The 551-nt window shown below is 69.5% G+C and carries 2 protein-coding genes; both read right to left on the bottom strand.

All coding sequences use genetic code 11. The features are described 5' to 3' along the window. Positions 1–30 precede the first annotated feature (30 nt). The gene (locus tag G3I78_RS47305; protein ID WP_164436799.1) at positions 31–306 is read right to left on the bottom strand and encodes a hypothetical protein; all 276 of its coding nucleotides are present in this window, start codon (positions 304–306) and stop codon (positions 31–33) included. Next, on the bottom strand, positions 303–551 hold a 249-nt coding region (locus G3I78_RS47310), incomplete at its 5' end, for a hypothetical protein (RefSeq protein WP_164436801.1). The genes G3I78_RS47310 and G3I78_RS47305, both read right to left, overlap by 4 nt.

A 551-nucleotide genomic window follows, 5' to 3' on the forward strand; every position in this document is an offset into this window, starting at 1 on the left:
TTCCTGGGGGTCGTCGGCGCGGACGTACCGTTAGCCGAGGAGGCAGCCGGCTCCAAAGCCTGCGCCGAACCACTTGGAGCCGGTCCAGGTGGCGCGGGCGGTGATCCCGATGGCCTTGCCGGTGACGGCGGCGACGACCATAGCGGCGCCGCCGGCCTTGCGCAGGACGGGCGGGTAGGAGGGGCGGACTTCGAGGACGCCGGGGGCAATGTCATCCTCGTCGACGTCGTCCGGCGCGGGGGTGACGAGCTTGCCGGGGATGACCTTGGTCAGGTCCCAGTCGAGGGGGGTGGTGTCGATACTCACGACTGCTCCTCACGGCGCCCGGCTTCGATCGACTGACGCTTGCTTTCGGAGGCGAGAACTCGGGCGGCCGGGTGGAACTTGGTGTCGCCCTTGGTGCGGATGCCACGACGCGTGGGCGGCTTGTAGACGCGCTTGCTTCCTGCAGGCATCACTTGCGATGCCACCTGCGCAGAGTTGACCTTGACGGGCTTCTCGCCGGGGGCTTCGGAGCGCGCCGCGATGAGGCGTCGTGCGGCAGCGTTGCG

This window comes from Streptomyces sp. SID13726, assembly GCF_010548375.1.
Lineage (GTDB): Bacteria > Actinomycetota > Actinomycetes > Streptomycetales > Streptomycetaceae > Streptomyces.